Raw genomic sequence first — 18,673 nt, forward strand, 5'->3', positions numbered from 1 at the left:
TCGGTCCTATGCCCGACGCGAAACGGCCCGATCAGCGGCGGCGCGGCCCGGCCCCACGGCCGGGCAAGCCGGGTGCCGCCCGGTCGCGTGCCGTTCCGCGTCGGATCGAGCCGCGTCCGGCTGAGGCGGGACAGGACGCTGCCGAGCCGGTCGAACCGGTCGCGGACAGTGTCGCCGAGTCGATCCGCAGGGCGGCCACCGAATCGCTGGACAACCAGTCCGAGCAGCACTTCGGTTCGGCCGCCCGGCGGGCGGCGATCCTGGCCGTGGTGGTGTGTGTGCTGACGCTCACCATCGCCGGGCCGGTACGCACCTACTTCGCGCAGCGGGCCGAGATGAATCAGCTCAAAGCCGCCGAGACACAACTACGTTCGCAGATCGAAGAACTTGAGCAGCAAAAAGTGAAACTTGCCGATCCGGTGTTCATCGCCGCCCAGGCGCGGGAGCGACTGGGTTTCGTCATGCCCGGCGACATCCCCTATCAGGTGCAGCTGCCGCCGTCGGCGGCGCAGCCCGCGGCCCCCGGCGCGGAGAATGCGCCCGTGAAGTCGACCGACCCGTGGTACACCTCGCTGTGGCACACCATTGCCGATGAGCCGCATGGTATTTCGCCGGTGATGACCCCAGCGCCCGAGGCGCCCCCGCCCGCACCGGACACCCCGCCCGTGCCCCCGACCCCGCCCGCCGGTGGTTGAGCCGGCAGATCTGGACGCCGTCGCGCGCCAGCTCGGTCGCGAGCCGCGCGGTGTCCTGGAGATCGCCTACCGCTGCCCCAACGGAGAGCCCGGCGTCGTGAAGACGGCGCCACGCCTTCCCGACGGCACCCCGTTCCCCACGCTGTACTACCTGACCCATCCCGCCCTCACCGCGGCCGCCAGCCGGCTGGAGTCCTCGGGGGTGATGCGGGATATGAGCGAACGGCTCGCCTCGGACGACGAACTCGCCGCCGCCTACCTCCGCGCGCACGAGTCCTATCTCGCCGAACGGGACGCCATCGAGTCGCTGGGCACCACGTTCACCGGCGGCGGGATGCCGGACCGGGTGAAATGCCTGCATGTGGTGATGGCCCACGCGCTGGCCAAGGGACCCGGTGTGAACCCGTTCGGTGACGAAGCGCTGGCGGTGCTGGCGGCCGAACCCGGGATGGCCGGGATCCTCGACCCGAAGGTGTGGACGTGAGCGTGGGCTTGAGAGTAGGGGCCGTCGACTGCGGCACCAACTCCATTCGATTGCTGGTCGCCGACGTGGTGCCGGGCGGCCTGCGTGATGTGCATCGTGAGATGCGGATCGTGCGGCTCGGTGAAGGTGTCGACGCGACGGGTGAATTCGCACCGGCCGCGCTGGCGCGCACCGAAGCAGCGCTCACCGACTACGTGGCCACCATGCGCGAGCACGGGGTGCAGCGGGTGCGGATGGTGGCCACCTCGGCCGCCCGCGATGCGGCCAATCGGGACGAATTCTTCGCCATGACCGCGCGGCTGCTGGGCCAGGTGATCCCCGGGTCGGTGGCCGAGGTGATCAGCGGAACCCAGGAGGCGGAGCTCTCGTTCCGTGGGGCCGTGGGTGAACTCGACCCTGACGCAGGGCCTTTCGTGGTGGTCGACCTCGGTGGTGGATCCACCGAACTGGTCCTCGGTTCCGCCGGGGTGCAGGCTTCCTACTCGGCGGACATCGGTTGCGTCCGCATCAAAGAGCGCTGCCTGCACACGGATCCGCCGACTGCGGCCGAGATCGGTGAGGCTCGGGCGATGGTGCGTGAACGGCTGGCCGAGGCGCTGCGGGAGGTACCGGTCGGGCAGGCTCGTACCTGGGTGGGAGTGGCCGGGACATTCACCACCCTCGCAGCGCTGGCGCACGGTCTGCAAGAGTACGACCCTGACATTATTCATTTGTCCCGCACCGGATTCGGCGATCTGCTGGAGGTGTGCGACAACCTGATCCGGATGAGTGCCGCGCAGCGTCTTGCGCTGGGGCCGATGCACGAGGGCCGGGCCGATGTGATCGCCGGCGGTGCCATTGTCGTCGAAGAACTGGCGGACGTGCTGGGCGATCTCGCCGGGATCGACGAACTCGTTGTCAGCGAACACGACATCCTGGACGGCATCGCGCTGTCCATCGCGGAGTGAGGAGCGAGGCCGGGTGAGTACGCCAGGGTCATGGGAGAACGGAGCACCCCCGCCGGTGATTCCGCGGCCTGCGCCCACGCGGCGCGGCCCGCACCTCGGCGTCATCGCCGGCGTGGTGGCCGCCGTCGCGGCCGTCGGAGCCGGCGCGGCCTTCCTGGTGCTCCGGCCCTCCGGTGATTCCGCTGCCCCGGCGGCGCCCGCGCCGAACCAGGGCTCGACGGCGGCGTCCACCACCAGTGCACCGCCGAGTGACCCCAATTCCCGGCTGCTGCGCGCGCTTCCGGCGGGTTACCCGACCGGTACCTGCACGCCGGTGGCACGGCTGGAGGGCGCACTGGCCACCATGGCGTGCACGGCCAACTCCGACCCGGGCGGGCCGGTCTCGGCGACGTACTCCTTGCTGGTCGACTCGGCCGCTCTGGACAAGGCCATCAAGGAGCTCACGAACACCTCGACCGTGGTCGACTGTCCCGGCCGGATCCAATCGCCGGGGCCGTGGCGCCACAATGCGTCACCTCAAGAGGTCAGCGGCACGCTGGTCTGCGGCATCCAGGGCGACAACCCGATGCTCGCCTGGAGCGATATCGACAAGCAACTGTTCAGTGTGGTGCAGGGCCGCCCAGGAGGTCCGACGCTCGACCACATCTACGCCTGGTGGACGTCACACTCCTGAGCAACCCTGCGGTGGCTGATCAGCCGGCCGGGGCGGGCACCACGACGGTCGTCGTCGGGGAGGCGCCGGCGGGCAGCGGCGTGCCCGCGCTTCCGCCCGGTGCCGGGACGGCTTCGGCCGGGACCGGCACCTCTGCGGCACCGGCCTCGGCAGCAGCGGCCGGGGCCGGCTGCGTACCGGCGGGGACCAGGGCGGGCGCAACCTCACCCGTGGGCAGCGGGGTGCCGGCGCTGCCGGCCGGGGCCTGCGCGGGCACGGCATCGGCGGGCAGCGGGGTTCCCGCGCTACCGGACGGCACCGGGGTGGCCGGGGTGGCCGCCGTGGTGGGTGCGCCCGGGGTGGTCGGCTCGGTGGTCGCGGCCGGCGAGGTGGTGGGTGCCGCGCTGGTGGTCGGCACGCCACTGGTGGTGGGGGCGGCGCTGGTCGAGGTGGCCGGCGTGCTGGTGGTGGCCGGGGCCTGGCGGGCCCGCGGAGCCGATCCGGTGGCCGGGCTCTGCACCGGTGCGGGCTTGAGCCAGACGATCAGGTCCTCGTCGGCGTTGGCGTACACCACGCTGTCGGGAGCCTGTCCCGTGACATCGAAATACACCTTGCCCGTGGTCTTTTCGCCCTGCGAGAGGGTGGAGGGATTCACGCCCTGCGCGGTGGCGACGCCGAACAGCGCGCGGTAGGTGTCCCCGTTCTGGGCGCGGGCGTTCAGATTCGACACGATCGGCGTGACATTGCCCTGCAGGGCCTCATTGGTGGCGGTGGCTTCCCACAGCGTGCCGTGCGGCTGGTAGGGGATGGTGTCGGTGCTGACCTTCAGACCGGTGAGCGTCCAGCCCTGGACGATGTCGCCGTTGGTCAGCGTGGCCTGGCTGCCCAGCTGCGAGGTGGTGGTCTGGTTGTCGGCGGTCGCGATGGGTGCACTGAATGCAGCGAATGCTCCTGCGGCGGCAATGGCTGCCGAGGCGAACCCCGCTGTGATGGTCGTGAACTTCACCGTGTTCCACTCCTGAAGTCGTGGGCGACTCCCCCCGTGGGGCCGCCCTGTGTGCGAAATTAGCAGGCACTTAACCCCCCGGGGAACGGTCCCCGGGAATCAGGCGGATTCAAACGGTGATGTCGCGCAGCATTTTCGGGCCGACGGATGCTCCGGTAGCAAACTCGTCGATGCCCCTGTCGTAGGGGTGGTGGACCGGCTATCACGCAGAGGTGGTGACCCTCGCAAATCAGAACGGTGCCTTCACCGGTCGATTGACCGGTGAAGGCACCGCCTTGGGGGGTCAGCGCCTGATATTGCAGTTGGGGGGATTCCCGCAGTGGTGGCCGCCATCGCACGCATTGCAATGACAGGTGCATCCGGATCCGGCTCGGTGGGTGACGCGCTCGACCATGCTGCTCAGCTCCTCGGTGTCCGGTACCGGACTCGGTGGAATATCAACATATGACCACCTCACCATAGTTCGGCTGGGCCGGAAAATAAAGGATCCGGGCATCGAATTGCCTTGTCAGGCGGGGTGTTGTGGCTATCCGGTGTCGCGGGCGCCGAGCCGTAGATGCTCGATGTGATAGACGGCCTCGTCGAGCAACTGGGCGACGTGCCCGTCGTAGAGCCGGTACACGATGTTGCGGCCGGACCGGTCGCCGGCGACCAGGCCGAGGGTGCGCAGCAGGCGCAGCTGATTGGACACCGCGGGCTGTTCCATCCCCACGGCCGCGGACAGGTCCGTGACGGTGCACGGCGACTGGCGCAGCCGGGTGAGAATGAGCAACCGGTTGGGAGAGGCCAGCGCCTGCAGCGTTTCGGCGACCTTGACCGCCGACACGGGATCCAGCGATGCCGCGGGTGCGGTACGGCCTTCGACTCCGTGTCCCATTCACCCATTCAAGCACGGTGAGCCAACCGGACTTGACATATTTAAATCTTTACATGTTTAGATGTATGGGTGATGACGGACATGGCGGTGCGGGCTCCCGCGGCTCACCCGGCGGTGCGCCGCCCGGCGATATGGACCGTGGCGTCGGTGCGGTGGGCGGCCCTGGCGCTGACCCTGTTTCTCGCCGGTTTGGCGGCCCAGCTTCTGCACGCGCCCGAATTCGTTTGGTGGACTGCCTATCTCGGCGGCTATGTGTCGGGCGGGTGGATGCCGGCCCGCGATGGGCTGGCCGAACTGAAGCGGCGGCACCTCGATGTGGACCTGCTGATGATCGTGGCGGCCATCGGCGCGGCGGCCATCGGGCAGGTGTTCGACGGTGCGCTGCTGATCGTCATCTTCGCGACGTCGGGGGCCTTGGAGGACCTGGCCACCCGGCGCACCGAGGATTCGGTGCGCGCGCTGCTGGACCTGGCCCCCGAGCGGGCCGTACGACTCGACGAGCACGGCGGTGAGCAGGTGGTTTCGGCCGAAGCGCTGCGCGTCGGCGACCTCGTGCTGGTGCGGCCGGGGGAGCGGATCCCCGCCGACGCGATCGTGGTGGGCGGTGCGTCGGATGTCGACCAGTCCTCCGTCACCGGAGAACCGGTACCCATGGCCAAACTTGCCGGTGACGAGGTCTTCGCCGGCACCCTCAACGGTGCCGGGGCGTTGCGGGTCCGGGTGCTCCGCGACCCCGCCGACAGTGTGGTGGCCCGGATCGTCGCCATGGTGGCGGAAGCGTCGGCGACCAAGGCCAGAACGCAGCTCTTCATCGAGAAGGTCGAGCAGCGCTATTCGGTCATCGTCGTGGTGGCCACGCTGGCGCTGTTCGCGGTGCCACTGGCGTTCGGCGAGGATCTGCAGGGCGCGTTGTTGCGGGCCATGACGTTCATGATCGTGGCGTCACCGTGTGCGGTGGTGCTGGCCACCATGCCGCCCCTGTTGTCCGCGATCGCCAACGCCGGCCGGCACGGGGTGCTGGTGAAATCCGCTGTGGCCATGGAACATCTGGCCGAGGTCGAGATCGCCGCCTTCGACAAGACCGGCACGCTCACCTCTGGCCGGCCGCGGCTGGCCTGCGTTCAGGTCACCGCCGGCCACACCGAGACGCAGGTGTTGCGCCTGGCCGCCGCCGCCGAGCAGGACAGCGAACACCCGCTGGGGCGCGCGGTCACCGCCGCGGCGCGGGCACGCGGGATCGCCGTGCCGGTGGCCGCGAATTTCCTGGCCCTTCCCGGCCGGGGCGTGCAGGCCACCGTGGAGGCCACCCGGGTGCAGGTGCTCAGCCCGGCTGCGGTGCCGGGCGAGCTCTCGGCGGTGCGGCGATTGGAGGAGTCCGGGGCCACCGCGGTGGTGGTGCTCGTGGACGACGCGGTGGCCGGTGTGCTGGGGCTGCGCGACACGCTGCGTGCCGGCGCGGCCGCCGCGGTCGGCGCACTGGCGGCCCTCGGCGGCCGGCAACCGGTGCTCATCACCGGTGACAATCACTGCGCCGCTGCGCATCTGGCCGAGCAGGTGGGTATCTCCGAGGTGCACGCCGGCCTGTTGCCCGAACACAAGGTCGAGATCGTGCGCGGTCTGCCGGGCCGGGTGCTGGTGGTCGGCGACGGCGTCAACGATGCGCCGGCGATGGCCGCCGCGCACACCTCGATCGCGATGGGCGGCCGTGGCGCCGATCTGACCTTGCAGACCGCCGATGCCATCATCATCGCCGATGAACTGAACGCCATCCCGGCGGTGGTGGCACTGGCCCGGCGAGCCCGGCGGACGATGCTGGCCAACCTGGCCATCGCCGCGACCTTCATTGCCGTGCTGGTGGTCTGGGACCTGTTCTGGTACTTGCCGTTGCCGCTCGGTGTCGCCGGACATGAGGGATCGACCATCCTGGTCGCGCTCAACGGGCTGCGGCTGCTGCGCAACCGTGCCTGGCTCGCCGGGTAGCTACCGCCGCAGAATCGACTTCAGGGCCTCCAGCACCGCGGGATCCTCGATGGTGGACGGCACCGGTTCGTCGCGGCCGTCGGCGATGCCGCGCATGGTCTTGCGCAGGATCTTGCCCGACCGGGTCTTCGGCAGCGCCGGGACCACGTCGACCGACTTGAAAACGGCTACGGCACCGATGTTCTCACGCACCGCCGCGACGAGTTCGGCGGCCAGATTATCGGCGGAGGCGCCCGCCTTGAGCACCACGAAGCCGCGCGGAACCTGGCCTTTGATCTCATCGGCGACGCCGATCACCGCGCATTCGGCCACGGCGGGGTGTTCTGCCAACACCGCCTCCATCGACCCGGTGGACAACCGGTGACCTGCCACGTTGATGACATCGTCGGTCCGCCCCATCACGAACAGGTAGCCGTCCTCGTCGATATAGCCACCGTCGCCGGTCAGGTAGTAGCCGCTGAACGCCGAGAGATAGGCCGCGACATAGCGGTGGTCGTCACCCCAGAGCGTGGGCAATGTTCCAGGCGGCAGCGGCAGTTTGATGCAGATGGCGCCCTCCTCGCCGGGTTCGGCGACGACGCCGTCCGAATGCAGGATCTGCACGTCGTAACCGGGCATCGGCACCGTCGCCGACCCGGGCTTGACCGGCAACACCTGCACGCCCATCGGGTCGGCGGCGATCGCCCAACCCGTCTCGGTCTGCCACCAGTGGTCGATGACGGGGATGCCGAGCTTATCGGCGGCCCAGTGGTAGGTGTCGGGGTCCAGTCGCTCGCCGGCCTGGAACAGGGATACCAGCGAGGACAGGTCGTAGTCCTTGATGCGGGCGCCGTGCGGATCCTCTTTCTTGATGGCCCGGATCGCCGTCGGCGCGGTGAACAGCACCTTGACGCCGTGCTCGGCGACCACCCGCCAGAATGCGCCCGCATCCGGGGTCCCGACCGGCTTGCCCTCGTAGAGCACCGTTGTCGCGCCCAGCATCAGCGGCGCGTAGACGATGTAGGAGTGGCCGACCACCCAGCCGACGTCGGAGGCCGCCCAGTACACGTCACCCGGTTCGACGTCGTAGATGTGGCGCATCGTCCACATCATCGCCACCGCGTGCCCGCCGTTGTCTCGGACGATGCCCTTCGGTTTGCCTGTGGTGCCGGAGGTGTAGAGCACATACAGCGGGTCGGTGGCGGCCACCGGTACCGGACCCACGGGTTCGGCCGTGGCGATGGCGTCGGCCCAGTCGACATCGCGTCCGTCGACCAGTGCGCAGGGTTGTTGTTCGCGCTGGAGGATCACGCAGGCGCTCGGGGTGTGCTCGGCATGCGCGAGCGCGGCATCCAGCATCGGTTTGTAATCGACGATACGGGTGGGCTCGATACCGCAGGAGGCGCTCACCACGACCACCGGTCGGGCATCGTCGATCCGCGCAGCCAGCTCGTAGGCGGCGAACCCGCCGAACACCACCGAGTGCACGGCGCCCAGCCGGGCACACGCCAGCATGGCGATGACGGCCTCGGGCACCATCGGCATGTAGATGACCACGCGGTCACCCTTGGCCACACCCAGGTTGCGTAGCACGCCGGCGAATCGGGCTGTCCGGTCGTGCAATTCGCGGTAGGTGTAGGTGCGGGTGGTACCGGTGACGGGGGAGTCGTAGATCAGTGCGGCCTGATCGCTACGCTCGTCCAGATGCCGGTCCAGGGCGTTGGCGCAGGTGTTGAGCTCCCCGTCGGGAAACCACCGGTAGAACGGCGGGTTGCTGTCATCGAGGACCTGTTGCGGCTCGCGTGTCCAGGTGACGGCCTTCGCGGCCTCGGCCCAGAATGCCGCCGGATCGGAGATGCTGGTGTCGAAGAGCTCGCGATAGCCGGACATACCGCAGAACCGTAGCGCGAAAACTCCTTCTACGAGGCCAGTCAGATCAGGTTGCCACGTGGCCGCTGTGGCGAATCTTCATCGAATCTTTGTCGTAATCGAACATCATGATCAACGGCGACCGGGATGCTTGAGTCGTGTTGACGACCACGGTGCTGAATGTCGGCGGTGTGCACTGGGCGACCACGGGTGCGGTGATCGAGTCGACGTTGCTCCGCCGCCCGGGGGTGTCCTCGGTGCAGGCCAACACCGTCAACAATACGGCCACCGTGACCTACGACCCGGCGGCCACCTCGGTAGCCGATCTGTCGCAGTGGTTGCGCGACTGCGGTTTTCACTGCCAGGGCCGATCGGTGCCGGCGCACGTGTGCGACCCGATGGCCGAACCCGGTGGCGCCGAGGCGGTATCGCCGCACGCGCTGATGGGCCACGGTGGCCACGGCGCGATGTCGATGGCGGCGATGGTGGCCGACATGCGGAACCGGTTCGTGGTGGCGTTGGTGTTGTCGGTGCCGATCATGCTGTATTCCCCGATGGGCCGCGACATGCTGGGCTTCACCGCGCCGGGCCCGTTCGGGCTCCGGGACGACGTGGTCGGGTTCGTCCTGAGTGTGCCGGTGATCTTCTACTCGGCCTGGATCTTCTTCGACGGTGCCTGGCGGGCGTTGCGCGCCAGAACACTGGACATGATGGTGCTGGTGGCCGTTGCCGTCGGCACGGGCTGGCTCTACAGCGTCGGTGTCACGCTGACCGGTGGTGGCGAGGTGTTCTACGAGGCCGCCTCGATGTTGACCACCTTTGTGCTGCTGGGGCATTGGTTCGAGATACGGGCCCGGGGCGGAGCCAACGACGCCATTCGCACCTTGCTGGAGCTCGCCCCGCCGGTGGCGGTGGTGATCCGGGACGATCTGCCCGTCGAGGTCCCCACCGCCGAGGTCGCCACCGGTGACCTGCTGCTGATCCGGCCGGGCGCAAAGATTCCCGTCGACGCCACGGTGGAGGACGGTAACTCCGAAGTCGATGAATCGATGGTCACCGGCGAAAGTCTGCCGGTCTCCAAGGGACCCGGTGCGACGGTGGTGGGCGCATCCATCAACACCACCGGGACCCTTCGGGTGCGCGCGACCAAGGTGGGCGCGGACACGGTGCTGGCCCAGATCGTCGCGATGGTCCAGCAGGCACAGAACTCCAAGGCACCCGGGCAGCGACTGGCCGATCGGGCCGCGTTCTGGCTGGTGGTGGTGGCGCTGCTCGGTGGCACCGTCACCTTCCTGGTGTGGTGGGCCGTCGGTGCCGGGGTGCAGACCGCATTGCTGTTCGCGATCACCGTGGTGGTGATCACCTGCCCGGACGCCTTGGGGCTGGCCACTCCGACGGCGATCATGGTGGGCACCGGATTGGGTGCCAAACGCGGTGTGCTGTTCAAAAACGCCACCGCCCTTGAAATGTCGGCTCGGGTCACCGCGGTGGTGATGGACAAGACCGGCACGTTGACCAAAGGCGAGCCGGAAGTGACCGATCTGGTGGTCGACGGAATGGCCGAGGACGAACTGCTGGCCTTGGTGGCGGCGGTGGAAACGGAGTCCGAACATCCGCTGGCCGCTGCGATCGTGAGCTATGCGCGTGCGCGTGGGGCACCCGTCGCGGCTCTCACGGGGTTTCGCAACGTACCCGGCCACGGCGCGGTCGCGACGGTGGCGGGCCGCACGGTGGTGGTGGGCAACCGCGCCCTGCTGGCGCAGGAGGGTGTCGATTCCGGTGCCCTGTTCGCACGTCGTGATGAGCTGGCCGCGGGAGGCCGGACCGCGGTGTTGGTGGCCGTGGACGGACAGCTGGTGGCGGTGATCGCGCTCGCCGATGCGGCGCGGCCCACGTCCCCGGCGGCGGTGACAGCCCTGCATGAACTGGGTGTGCAGGTCGCGATGCTCACCGGCGACAACGAGGCCACCGCCGAACGTATCGCCGGCCAACTCGGCATCGACATCGTGATCGCCGACGTACTGCCCGGGGAGAAGGCGGCCAAGATCGCCGAGTTGCAGGCCGCACATTCCCGAGTCGCGATGGTCGGCGACGGTGTGAACGACGCACCGGCGCTGGCGCAGGCGGACCTCGGGGTGGCGATCGGGGCGGGCACCGATGTCGCGATCGAGACCTCCGATCTGGTGTTGATGCGCTCGGATCCGCTCGATGTCGCGGTGGCCCTGCGGATCGGGCGGGGCACACTGCGCAAGATGCGCCAGAACCTCGGCTGGGCCATCGGGTACAACGTCATTGCGCTGCCGATCGCCGCGGGGGTGCTCGTGCCCCTGTTCGGATTCGTGCTGCGTCCCGAGGTCGCCGCCCTGTCGATGTCCGGGTCGAGCCTGATCGTGGCGGTCAACGCGCTGATGCTCAAACGTCTCAAGCTGCCGGCGTGAGCACCCGGGAGGCCTATACCGAACCTTCACAGAACGACGACAAGAGCCATACCGGGCGCTGTCAGGCTGGAGGGGTGAAGAAAACACTGATGATGACCGCGGCCCTGGTGGCCGCGGCGGTCACGCTCGGTGCGTGTGGCACCTCCACGACCTCCGCCGGACCGTCCGCGTCGGGCACGACCACGACTACCACCACGACGCAACCTGCGACGTCTGCGGAGCACAACCATGCCGACGAGATGTTCGCGCAGATGATGATTCCGCATCACCAACAGGCCATCGAGATGAGCGACATGGTCCTGGGCAAGCAGGGTGTCGACCCGAAGGTGATCGCGCTGGCCACCCAGATCAAGGCCGCGCAGGGGCCGGAGATCCAGGAGATGCAGGGTTGGCTGACCCAGTGGGGCGCCACCGGGATGTCCCCCTCGTCGGGAATGCCGGGTATGCCCGGTATGTCAGGAATGCCGGGAATGCCAGGTATGCCGGGCATGCAGACAGGGCAGGGCATGATGTCCGAGCAGGACATGGCGGCGCTGCAGAACGCTCAGGGCGTCGCGGCGAGCAAGCTGTTCCTGACGCAGATGATCGCCCACCATCAGGGCGCGATCACCATGGCCGAGACCGAGATCAAGACGGGTCAGTCGCCGGCCGCGGTCGCCTTGGCCAACAGCATCAAGACCAGCCAGCAACGTGAAATCGACACCATGAAAACCCTTTTGGGTTCGCTCTAACCGCCGGCCGTCGGACCCCCGACAGGCACCACCAACGTGAAGGTCGCACCGTGTCCGGACCCCATACTGGACGCGGTGAGGCTGCCACCGTGCGCATCGGCGAAGGCTTTGGCGATGGCCAGACCGATCCCGGCGCCGCCGTGCTCACGGTCGCGGGCGGCGTCCACCCGGTAGAACCGTTCGAAGATCCGGGACAGATGTTCGGCCGGGATGCCGTCACCGTCATCGGTGACCGTGATGACAAGGTCCCGATGGTCGGCCGTCACCCGCACGTCCACGTGGCCGCCGGAGGGTGTGTGCCGCAACGCGTTATCGAGCAGATTGTGCAGTACCTGACCGATGCGCTGCGGATCCCAGCGGACCTGGGGCAGGTCCGCCGGGACGTGGCTTGTCAGTGCGACACCTTTGGCCGCGAACCGGCCGGCGGCCGCGGCCAGCGTGGACGTCACCAGAGGTGCCGGGGCATCGAGCTGCACGTCGATCGCCGAGCCGGCCTCCTCGGCTTGAGCCAGGGCAGCGAAATCCTGCGAGAACCGCACGAGACGGTCCGCCTGCTCGCGCAGCATCCCCATGGTGTCGGCGTCCAGTGGTCGTACGCCGTCCTCGACCGCCTGCAGGTACACCCCCAAAACCGAAACCGGCGTGCGGATCTCGTGGGCGAGGTCGCTGAACATCTGGCGTCGCGTCAGCTCGATGGTGCCCAGGCGTCGGGCCATCTGGTTGAACGCCCCGGAGAGATTGTCGAAGTCCGCGCCCAGGCCCGCCGGCGCCACCCGGATGTCGTATCGCCCGGCGGCGACGGCACTGGCCGCCGCGGACACGTCGGCCACCGAACGCTGCAGACGCCGGCTGAAATAGGCCGTCACCACCAACGCCGTGGCGGCCGAGACCGCGACGGCCACGGCGATCGACAGCACGGTGGCATAGCGGTATGCCTGTTCGGCGTGGAACTGTTCGTTCGATCCGTGACCGACGCCGGCCCGGCGCAGGTGTTCCCGAAACAACGGCGGCCCGACGATCGCGGCGACGATCCAGGTGGTCACCCCGCCCGTCAGCAGGACCAGTATCTGCGCCCCCATCAGCCTGGCGCCCAGCCCGACTCCGGGTTTCTGTTGCCGGACAGTGGTGTTCTGCAGGTGATCCGGTGCGCTCATCCGCCGGTACCCATCCGGTAGCCGACGCCTCGTATCGTCTGCACGAAGCGCGGTTCGGCAGGATCGTCACCGAGTTTGCGGCGCAGGTGGCCGATGTGGACATCCACCAGGTGCGCATTGCCCACCCATGAGTCACCCCACACGGTCTCGATGATCTGGGGCCGGGTGAAGACCACGCCCGGGCGTGCCGACAGTGCGGCGAGGATGTCGAACTGCGTGCGGGTCAAGGCAATCGATGTGTTCCCCAGGGTGACGTCGCGGCGCTCGATGTCGATGGACAGCTCGCCGAACACCCGCGGCGGCGCGGTGGGCGGTGGTGTCCGCCGCACCGTATCGGCAGGCGAGGTCACGGTGCGCGGGCGGCGCAGCATCGCCCGGATCCGCGCCACCAGCTCGCGCGGGTTGAACGGCTTGGTCACGTAGTCGTCGGCACCGACCGAGAGCCCGACGATGGTGTCGGTCTCGGAATCGCGCGCGGTGAGCATCACGACATAGGCGTCGGAGAACAGGCGCAGTTGCCGGCACACCTCGACACCGTCGATACCGGGTAGGCCGAGGTCGAGCACGACCACATCAGGGTCGACCTCGCGAGCCCGGAGCACGGCATCGGTACCGGTGTGGCACACGGTGACCTCGAACTGCTCGCGTTCCAGATAGCTGCCCACCACATTGGCCAGGCCCACCTCGTCGTCCACGACCAACGCACGAAACCCGGAGCCGGGACCGGCAGGTGCTGCGGTGTTGTCCATGAACGTATCGTGCCGCGCGCGCGGCGCCGGACGCCGTCCTGGGCCGATTTTGACCGAATCTTCATCGAAGCAATACCCATTTCGCCGGTGAGCACGCTCATCGTGGCGGGGGAAGGAGAGATCTGCGATGAAGGGACTCACAGGCTCCGCCCTGACCCGGCGCGGGTTCCTGGCCGCGACGGCAATCGGCGGGCTGGCGCTGGCCGGATGCGGGGGCCGGCCGCGCAGCGGTGGTGCCACACCGGTCTCTGCCGACGCGATCGCGGCAGCCGAGGCGGCCCGTCCGCACACCGGGAGAACGGTGGACGTGCGACTGGAGGCGGGGCCGGCCCGGGTGGACCTCGGCGGCCCCGTCGCGCAGACGTACGCGTACAACCAGGTGGTGCCCGGACCGTTGATCCGGGCGGGTGTCGGCGACGAGTTGGCGGTCACCCTGGCCAACGGGCTATCGCATGCGTCCTCGGTGCACTGGCACGGTCTGGCGCTGCGCAACGATATGGACGGCGCGGCTCCGGCCACGCCCGATGTCCCCGCGACGGGCGACTTCACCTACCGCTTCACCGCTGCGCATCCGGGAACGTATTGGGCCCATCCGCACACCGATCTGGATGCCGATCACGGCCTCTACTTGCCGGTGATCATCGACGACCCGCGTGAGCCGGGCGCCTATGACGCCGAATGGATCGTCGTCCTCGACGACTGGACCGCCGGAGTCGGCAGCAGTCCACAACAGCTGTTCGACGGATTGCGGACGATGGGGATGGGAATGGGTGGACACACCATGCCCGGTATGCCAGGTATGCCCGGGGTCGGTGGCGTCGGTACGAGTGAGCTGCTCGGCGGCGACGCCGGCGATATCAGCTACCCGTACTACCTCGTCAACGGCCGGATCCCGGCCGCGGCCAGCACATTCCGCGCCAAACCCGGACAGCGCATCCGGATCCGGCTCATCAATGCCGGAGCCGACACCGCGTTCCGGGTGGCCCTGGCGGGACACCGCATGACGGTGACCCATACCGACGGGTTCCCGGTGCTACCGACCGAGGTGGACGCCCTGCTGTTGGGGATGGGCGAACGCTACGACGTGGTGATCACCGCGGGGGACGGTGTTTTCCCGCTGGTGGCCTCCGCCGAGGGCAAGAACGCCTACGCCCGCGCGATGCTGTCCACCGGCGCCGGAACCGTGCCCGACCCCGGATTCGTCCCCGCCGAGCTGCGCGGCCGGATCGGTACCGTCGCGGCATTCGCCGCGGCGCCGGAGGCGGTGCTCGCCGGCGACCGCGCCGAGACCACCCTGACCGCCCGGCTGGGCGGCGCGATGATGGGGTACGACTGGACCATCAACGGTCGAGGCTTCGATCAGATGGAGCCGCTCCAGGTCCGGCAGGGCCAGAATGTCACCCTCACCTTCGTCAACGACACCATGATGTGGCATCCGATGCACCTGCACGGGCACACCTTCGAGGTGATCACCCCGGATGGCCGGCCGGGTCCACGCAAGGACACCCTCATCGTGCTGCCGAGACAGACGGTCGGTGTCCGCCTGATCACCGACAATCCGGGCACCTGGATGTTGCACTGCCACAACACTTATCACCAGGCAGCCGGGATGATGACCAGCCTCGACTACGTCGTCTGACGAGTAGCCTCAAGTCATCTACTATGTCACTACGTAGTTGGTGGAGTCGGCGAGTTCGAGGAGATCTGCGTGGGGACCAATCGAACAAGCAGACTGCGCCTGCTGACATCGGCGCTGTTGGCGATCGCCCTGATCGGTGGCGGCCTTGTACTGACGCTCGATGGCTGTGTCGGACGATGCGCCGGTGCGGTCGTCGCCGACGCTCAGGCGGCCGGGCCGGCCGTACTTCCGCCGGGGCCGGTCGATCTGGTGCTCAGCCCGGCCGTGGGCGCGCGCGATGTCGACCCCCTCGCGCCCGTCACCGTCACAGCCTCTGCCGGCACCCTGGTCGACGTGGTGATGGTGAATGAGCTGGGCAAGCGCATCGACGGCGTGCTCACACCCGACCGCACCGTGTGGAAACCTGCCGTGCCACTGGGCTATGGCCGCAGCTATGCCGTGACCGCAACCGGGGTGGGGGCGAACGGGATGCCGCGACGGGAGGTGTCGACATTCTCGACGCTCGTACCGGGCAATCAGACCCGGGTGTCGCTGCGGACAACCGGCGCCGCGCCGCTGCGCGAGGGACAACGCTACGGCGTCGGGACGGTCGTCGTCGCGCACTTCGACGAGCCGATCACCGACCGGGCCGCCGCCGAGCGGGCACTGGTGGTGACCACCACTCCTCCGGTATCCGGGGCGTGGCACTGGGTTGATGACCAGAATGCGCATTGGCGTCCGCCGCAGTACTTTTCGCCCGGTACCACGGTGACGGTGGCGGCCGACATCTACGGCAGGGCCGTCGGCGCGGGCCTGTACGGACAGGAAGACGCTCGGGTCACGTTCACGATCGGGGATGCGCACGTATCGATCGCCGACGACGCGACCAAACAGGTGAGCGTGTACCGCAATGGAGAACTCGTTCGCACGATGCCCACCTCGATGGGCATGGGCGGCAGCGAAACGGTCAATGGGCAGACGATCTCGTTCTGGACGCAGCGGGGTGTTTACACCGTGCTGGACAAGGCCAACCCGGTCATCATGGATTCGTCCACCTTTGGGCTGCCGATCAATTCACGGCTGGGCTACCGGGAGACCATTTCGTGGGCGACCCGGATCAGCACCGACGGGGTCTATCTGCATCAGCTCGACAGCACGGTCTGGGCGCAGGGCAACACCAACGTCTCGCACGGTTGCCTGAACCTGAGCGGCGACAACGCGCGCTGGTTCTACGAATTCTCCCAGCCCGGGGACATCGTGGAAATCCGTAACACCGGTGGAGATCCGTTGCAGCTGTGGCAGAACGGTGACTGGAGCATGCCGTGGCCGCAGTGGGTACGCGGAAGTGCCCTGTCCTGAGAATCCGCGTCGTTGCGTGTGAAGACCGGTCTGCGCGGTAGGCTCCGGTGCAACAGCTTGGAGGGTGTCGGCAGTGGGTGTGCGAGGTTTCGGTGATTTGGAAGCCGTCGTGATGGACCGGATATGGAATCGCGACCCTGACACCGTGACCGTGCGCGAGATCTTCGAAGAACTCTCCCGCGAGCGGCGGATCGCCTATACCACCGTGATGTCGACGATGGACAACCTGCACACCAAGGGTTGGCTGGAGCGCGAACGCGACGGCCGTGCCTACCGTTATTGGGCCATCATGACGCGTGAGGAGCGCACGGCTCGGCTCATGCGGGAGGCGCTCGATGACGGCGGCCGGTCCGAACTCGTGCTGAGCTACTTCATCGAACAGATCGGACCCACGGAGTCGGATAGCCTGCGGGACGCGTTGCGGCGGTTGAGCCGGCGTACATCGAGGACCAAGAAGCGGTGACGCTGTTCTGCCTGGTCGTCTACGCTGCCGCGCTGGTCTTCGTCGGCCCGGCGGTCTTGACGCGGTTGACCCATGGTGGGCAGGCGCCTCGCGCCGGTGTGGTGTTGTGGCTCACCGCAATCGCAAGTGCTGTGGGGACCGGCATGGTCATCACCGCATTCGTCGCGCTGGATGTGATCACGCACTGGGGCCAGCCCGGTATTCTCGCGGCTTCCTGCCTGAAGTGGCTGTGCGAATTGGCTTCCGGTGCGGCCGGACTTGTTCCGCAGTTCGCGGTCTTGGCGGTAGTGGTGGTCCTGCTCGCGCTGGCAGTCGGAGTCGGGGTACGGCTGGCCCGCACGATCGCCCGCCTCCGCGGGCACGCTCACGAACATGGGGCAGCGATCCGTATGGTGGGCCGCCCCCTCCACGGCGGCGACGTGTACGTCGTCGAAGCCGGGGAGCGCGCCGCCTACTGCGTGTCGGGCCGGCCGTCGACGATCGTGGTCACCAGCTCGGCGGTTGCCGCGCTCGGCGCGCGCGAACTCGGTGCGGTCATCGCGCACGAACGCGCGCACTTGGTGGGCCATCACCTCACCATCGTGACCGTCCTGCGCGGGCTGGCGGCGGTACTCCCGCGAGTGGCGTTGTTCGCTTGGGCGCCCGGCGAGGTGGCCCGGCTTCTGGAGATGTGCGCCGACGATGCTGCGGCGCACCGGTTCGGCGAGCGCGCGCTGCTCGACGGCCTGATGGCCTTGGTAGGGGCAGCGCCGGCATCCGCGCTCGGCGCCGCCGACATCGCGGTGCTGCATCGGGCGGGTAGGCTGGCCGACCCGGCCACCCGACGTGCCCGGCTGAGTATTCGGGCGGCGCTGACCGGCGCGAGTGCGGTGATCGCGGTGGGACCTGCCGGTGTCCTGGCGGTGGGACTGTCCGGTGCCTGGGCGTGTATCGGCTGACCTGCAATTGATCTCAGCTCTCGATGACGCGTGTCACGTAGGGAGTCATACCGCCTGTTCGCACCGGTGAGATCTTCACCGGCACACCGGTCTGCTGCGCTTCGAGCATCTGGCCGTTGCCCAGGTAGATCGCCTCATGTTGTCCGCCGCCCGGGCCCCAGAACAGCAGATCGCCGCGCTTCGCCTGCGATGGCGCCACTTTGCGGCCGGCGTTGTACTGGTCGCCGGAGTAGCGGGGCAGTAGAACCCCCACGCCGGCATAGGCGTAGCGGGTCAAACCTGAGCAGTCGAATCCGACAGTCCCGGCCCCCGAATCGATTCCGCGGCTGGGACCGGTGAGACTGCCTCCGCCCCAGGAGTAGGGAACGCCGATCTGTGAACCGGCCCGCCGGATCACGTACTCGATGGCCTGGCGACCGTAGAGTCGATTGCCGAGCACGGCCGGGACCGGATCGGCTGGCGTTCGGATAATGCCCAGGCTGCCAAGGAATTTGCGGCCCAGATCCATGGTGGTCTGCGCGGCCAATGCACCGGCCTGAAGTGATGCGTTCGCGACGGCCAGCGGGTCGCCGGGCGCACCCGCGCTGAGCACGCCGGGCAACAAGGGGTCCCACGGACTGCTGTTGGGTTGGGCCGAAGCGGGAATCGCGGTGGCAAGAAGCGCCGAGATCACTGCGCCGCCCACGGCTGACAACACAAGCCGCCGCGTAGGCGGTCGACGGCCGACCGGGTCG

At 68.4% G+C, this 18,673-nt stretch carries 17 protein-coding genes; 11 read left to right on the plus strand and 6 right to left on the minus strand.

The window, feature by feature from the left end:
- Positions 1-8 precede the first annotated feature (8 nt).
- From H7J86_RS25300 to H7J86_RS25315, 4 genes are read left to right on the plus strand one after another with little or no spacing between them, the layout of a single operon-like run.
- A complete protein-coding gene (locus H7J86_RS25300) occupies positions 9-695 on the plus strand; it encodes an FtsB family cell division protein (protein ID WP_267294314.1) in 687 nt (228 codons plus the stop codon).
- Entirely contained in the window at positions 688-1,179 is a 492-nt protein-coding gene (locus H7J86_RS25305) for a DUF501 domain-containing protein (RefSeq protein WP_090362457.1), read from the plus strand. Before H7J86_RS25300 ends, H7J86_RS25305 begins: the two co-directional genes overlap by 8 nt.
- On the plus strand, positions 1,176-2,126 hold the full coding sequence (locus H7J86_RS25310) for a Ppx/GppA phosphatase family protein (protein ID WP_372517331.1): 951 nt from the start codon (positions 1,176-1,178) through the stop codon (positions 2,124-2,126). The genes H7J86_RS25305 and H7J86_RS25310 overlap by 4 nt, the downstream gene beginning before the upstream one ends.
- Positions 2,127-2,139: 13 nt before the next feature.
- Positions 2,140-2,799 carry a hypothetical protein gene (locus H7J86_RS25315; RefSeq protein ID WP_267294316.1) on the plus strand — a complete coding sequence of 220 codons (660 nt, stop codon included), beginning with the start codon at positions 2,140-2,142 and terminating at the stop codon, positions 2,797-2,799.
- Between the two features lie 19 nt (positions 2,800-2,818).
- Here H7J86_RS25315 and H7J86_RS25320 read toward each other — a convergent pair whose 3' ends face one another.
- Both H7J86_RS25320 and H7J86_RS25325 read right to left on the minus strand, forming a co-directional pair.
- On the minus strand, positions 2,819-3,784 hold the full coding sequence (locus H7J86_RS25320) for an MPT63 family protein (RefSeq protein ID WP_187096755.1): 966 nt from the start codon (positions 3,782-3,784) through the stop codon (positions 2,819-2,821).
- 526 nt (positions 3,785-4,310) lie between these two features.
- On the minus strand, positions 4,311-4,661 hold the full coding sequence (locus H7J86_RS25325) for an ArsR/SmtB family transcription factor (protein ID WP_090362468.1): 351 nt from the start codon (positions 4,659-4,661) through the stop codon (positions 4,311-4,313).
- An 81-nt stretch (positions 4,662-4,742) separates the two neighbouring features.
- Between H7J86_RS25325 and H7J86_RS25330 the strand changes: the two genes are divergently transcribed.
- Positions 4,743-6,641 (plus strand): heavy metal translocating P-type ATPase, encoded by a 1,899-nt coding sequence (locus tag H7J86_RS25330; protein ID WP_443677664.1) that lies wholly within the window; start codon positions 4,743-4,745, stop codon positions 6,639-6,641.
- Here H7J86_RS25330 and H7J86_RS25335 read toward each other — a convergent pair whose 3' ends face one another.
- Positions 6,642-8,510, minus strand: coding sequence for an acetate--CoA ligase (locus H7J86_RS25335; RefSeq protein ID WP_267294320.1), 1,869 nt, complete (start codon positions 8,508-8,510; stop codon positions 6,642-6,644).
- Positions 8,511-8,647: 137 nt separating this feature from the next.
- Between H7J86_RS25335 and H7J86_RS25340 the strand changes: the two genes are divergently transcribed.
- Entirely contained in the window at positions 8,648-10,927 is a 2,280-nt protein-coding gene (locus tag H7J86_RS25340; RefSeq protein ID WP_267294322.1) for a heavy metal translocating P-type ATPase, read from the plus strand.
- 89 nt (positions 10,928-11,016) lie between these two features.
- The gene (locus H7J86_RS25345; RefSeq protein WP_267294468.1) at positions 11,017-11,658 is read left to right on the plus strand and encodes a DUF305 domain-containing protein; all 642 of its coding nucleotides are present in this window, start codon (positions 11,017-11,019) and stop codon (positions 11,656-11,658) included.
- Here H7J86_RS25345 and H7J86_RS25350 read toward each other — a convergent pair.
- Together H7J86_RS25350 and H7J86_RS25355 are read right to left on the minus strand one after the other, a co-directional pair.
- The gene (locus H7J86_RS25350) at positions 11,655-12,812 is read right to left on the minus strand and encodes a sensor histidine kinase (protein ID WP_267294324.1); all 1,158 of its coding nucleotides are present in this window, start codon (positions 12,810-12,812) and stop codon (positions 11,655-11,657) included. The genes H7J86_RS25345 and H7J86_RS25350 overlap by 4 nt on opposite strands.
- The gene (locus tag H7J86_RS25355) at positions 12,809-13,561 is read right to left on the minus strand and encodes a response regulator (protein WP_090362475.1); all 753 of its coding nucleotides are present in this window, start codon (positions 13,559-13,561) and stop codon (positions 12,809-12,811) included. The genes H7J86_RS25350 and H7J86_RS25355 overlap by 4 nt, the downstream gene beginning before the upstream one ends.
- A 127-nt stretch (positions 13,562-13,688) precedes the next feature.
- Between H7J86_RS25355 and H7J86_RS25360 the strand changes: the two genes are divergently transcribed.
- The 4 genes from H7J86_RS25360 to H7J86_RS25375 all read left to right on the plus strand — a co-directional run bounded on the left by H7J86_RS25360 (position 13,689) and on the right by H7J86_RS25375 (position 17,939).
- A complete protein-coding gene (locus tag H7J86_RS25360; RefSeq protein ID WP_267294326.1) occupies positions 13,689-15,200 on the plus strand; it encodes a multicopper oxidase family protein in 1,512 nt (503 codons plus the stop codon).
- 69 nt (positions 15,201-15,269) lie between these two features.
- Positions 15,270-16,538, plus strand: coding sequence for a L,D-transpeptidase (locus H7J86_RS25365; protein ID WP_267294328.1), 1,269 nt, complete (start codon positions 15,270-15,272; stop codon positions 16,536-16,538).
- Between the two features lie 73 nt (positions 16,539-16,611).
- The gene (locus tag H7J86_RS25370) at positions 16,612-17,001 is read left to right on the plus strand and encodes a BlaI/MecI/CopY family transcriptional regulator (RefSeq protein ID WP_090362481.1); all 390 of its coding nucleotides are present in this window, start codon (positions 16,612-16,614) and stop codon (positions 16,999-17,001) included.
- Entirely contained in the window at positions 16,998-17,939 is a 942-nt protein-coding gene (locus H7J86_RS25375; protein ID WP_267294330.1) for a M56 family metallopeptidase, read from the plus strand. The genes H7J86_RS25370 and H7J86_RS25375 overlap by 4 nt, the downstream gene beginning before the upstream one ends.
- Positions 17,940-17,952: 13 nt before the next feature.
- Here the strand turns inward: H7J86_RS25375 and ripB are convergent, their stop codons facing one another.
- On the minus strand, positions 17,953-18,624 hold the full coding sequence (gene ripB, locus H7J86_RS25380; RefSeq protein WP_308204869.1) for an NlpC/P60 family peptidoglycan endopeptidase RipB: 672 nt from the start codon (positions 18,622-18,624) through the stop codon (positions 17,953-17,955).
- Between the last annotated feature and the right edge of the window lie 49 nt (positions 18,625-18,673).

Source organism: Mycobacterium hackensackense (assembly GCF_025822555.1).
Lineage (GTDB): Bacteria > Actinomycetota > Actinomycetes > Mycobacteriales > Mycobacteriaceae > Mycobacterium > Mycobacterium fluoranthenivorans.